This is a genomic window from Stenotrophomonas sp. STEN038, assembly GCF_056759895.1.
On record NZ_JBRRDW010000114.1, the window covers coordinates 1 to 2,579 of the forward strand.

The window sequence follows — 2,579 nt, forward strand, 5'->3', positions numbered from 1 at the left end:
TGATCCCCCGACTGTGTGGTCTATTAGTGTTCGGGCCCGCCCTCGTGGGCTGGGGCTTTCCCCGCTCCCCCCGCGCGCCCCGTGGGGGGGCCACTACATGCCCCGCCCCCAAAGTTGCCCGAGCAACCACACCCACGCACCACCCCATGCCTCTGGCACACTCGCGCTTCCACCAACACGGAAGTCGCCGCCATCGCCCGCCAGATCACCCGCGCCTACATCGCCAGCTTCGCGCTCATCATCCTGAGCAGCACTGCCTTGGCCGCCGACAACTTCATCGCCCGCGACCACGTCAGCGATGGCACCTTCACTACCGGCATCGAAGGCCCGGCGACCGGTCCGGATGGCGCGTTGTATGTGGTCAACCTCGGCAAGGACGGTACCATCGGCCGCGTTGACGAAGCCGGCAAGGCGACGCTTTTCCTCACCTTGCCCGAAGGCAGCATCGGCAACGGCATCCGCTTCGGCAGCGATGGCGCGATGTATATCGCCGACTACGCGCGCCACAACATCCTGCGCGTCGCCCCAGGCTCCACCAACGTCGGCGTGTTCGCGCACCTGCCCGATGCCCACCAGCCCAACGACATCGCCCTCGCCGCGGACGGCACGCTCTACGCCAGCGATCCCAACTGGTCCAAGGCCGATGACGGCCAGCTGTGGCGCATCGACCGAGACGGCAGTGTGCATCTGCTTGAATCCGGCATGGGCACCACCAATGGCGTCGAGGTCAGCCCCGACGGCCAGCGCCTGTATGTCAACGAAAGCGTGCAACGCAATGTCTGGGCCTACGACCGCGCCACGGATGGCAACATCAGCAACAAGCGCCTGCTGATCCGCTTCGACGACCATGGCATGGATGGCATGCGCTGCGACGCCGATGGCAATCTCTATATCGCTCGCTACGACGCTGGCGTTATCGCGGTGGTATCGCCGGACGGCAAGCTGCTGCGTGAGGTGCGGCTCAAAGGCCGCAAGCCCAGCAATCTCGCCTTCGGCGGCAGCGATGGCCGCCAGGTCTTCGTCACCCTGCAGGACCGGGGCGCGGTGGAGACCTTCCAGGTTGATCGCCCCGGCCGAGAATACGGCTTGCAAGCATCAGCCACGCCCTGAGCACCCAGTCTCAGCTGCTGCAATCCATATCAGGCATGCTGTAGTCCATGGGAGGAACCGCAATGCACAGCATCGAACTGAAGGACCCGGCCGGCTTCGGCAATGAGTTTCTGCGCCTGACCCTGATGCAGGGCTTCCAGTCGCTGACCAAGCGCGATCTGGAACTGCTGATCTTCGTATTGATCGAGCGCGACGGCGCGATCAATCGCAGCGACTCCAATACTGCGGTCGCACTGCAGCTTCGGGTCACGCCGGCCAAGGTCAAAGGCCTGCGTCGCGATGGCTATGCGCGTTGGCGGGCACTGGTGCCGGAGGAAGGTGAGGCCGCCCTGCAGCGCATCGTCGCCGCGGTGCTGACCGAGGCCAATCTGCGCTCCGGCGCAAAGCACGTCAGCGAGCGCAGCCGCAAAGAAGGTTTTCTCGCGGTCCGCATCGAGCACCCCGACGATGCCCAGCGCTTCGAGCAGGCCATCCTCAATGTCGGCGCGATCCCGGTCTATGAGCGCAACCGCGAAGTGGTGGCGGTGCGCTTCGACACCTTGCTCAACATCGCCGAACGCTGGAACTACCTGCAACCCGATCCGCAGGCCACGCTGGAGGCCTTGAAGAAACTGGCCCCGGCCTCGGAAGAAGTCGCCGACCTGCTGAAGAAGGATGTCACCCAACTGCGCTGGATCGACCTGCGGCGCGCGCTCAACAGCCTGGGCGCGAAGGCGATCAGCTCTACCGCCGAAGGTGGTTTGAAGGGCTTGCTGAAACTGGTCTTCCCGTTCATCCCGGGCTGAGCGGCTCGCCCGTTCAGCTGCTGCGCACTACCATCACCTTTGCCGTCACCCGCGTGGCGGGCCCTGTTTCCACCAACGATGAGTCGTGCCATGTCTGTGCTTCGTATTGCCCTGCCGTTGGCGTTCGCCATCCTGCTGCCCGCTGCTGCCAACGCCCAGACCGTGCCGCGCCCTGAGCCTGCGGTCAGCATGCCGCTGAACGATGCGCCGGTGCATGTGCGCGAGCAATCGCTGGCGACTGGCAAGGTCACCCATTCCACGCAGATCCTGATGCCCACCGATCAGGCCCAGGTCACCGTGCGATCGATCCAGCCGGACAGCGTCATCGGCAATTACCGCATCGATTTCGACGCGATGGATGTGGATGGCGATGGCTTCATCAGCCGCGAGGAAGCGCAGGCCAATCCGGCCTTGGCTGACGAATTCAATGCCTTGGATACAGCGCGCCGCGGCAAGCTCTCACGCGAGCAGTTGGCCGGTTGGCTGCGCTGAAGCGTCACCTGTAGTGCCGGCGCCGGGTCGGGGGCCCGGGCCCCAGTAGTGGGGGGGGGGGGGGGGGGGGGGGGGGGGGGGGGGGGGGGGGGGCGCCGGGGCGGCGGGCGGGGGGGGGGGGGGGGTGCAGGGCGGCGGCGGGGGGGCGGGGGGGGGGGGGGGAGAGGCGGGGGGGGGGTCACGGTGGGGGTC

At 66.6% G+C, this 2,579-nt stretch carries 3 protein-coding genes; all 3 read left to right on the top strand.

All coding sequences use genetic code 11. The annotated features are described in order from the left end of the window. Positions 1-219: 219 nt before the first annotated feature. The 3 genes from ACVOLS_RS21495 (at position 220) to ACVOLS_RS21505 (ending at position 2,387) form a co-directional block, all read left to right on the top strand. Positions 220-1,110 carry an SMP-30/gluconolactonase/LRE family protein gene (locus ACVOLS_RS21495; RefSeq protein WP_481547313.1) on the top strand — a complete coding sequence of 297 codons (891 nt, stop codon included), beginning with the start codon at positions 220-222 and terminating at the stop codon, positions 1,108-1,110. 62 nt (positions 1,111-1,172) lie between these two features. Further along, positions 1,173-1,895 carry a hypothetical protein gene (locus ACVOLS_RS21500; RefSeq protein ID WP_481547311.1) on the top strand — a complete coding sequence of 241 codons (723 nt, stop codon included), beginning with the start codon at positions 1,173-1,175 and terminating at the stop codon, positions 1,893-1,895. A gap of 90 nt (positions 1,896-1,985) precedes the next feature. Then, positions 1,986-2,387, top strand: coding sequence for an EF-hand domain-containing protein (locus tag ACVOLS_RS21505; protein ID WP_481547312.1), 402 nt, complete (start codon positions 1,986-1,988; stop codon positions 2,385-2,387). Positions 2,388-2,579 lie beyond the last annotated feature (192 nt).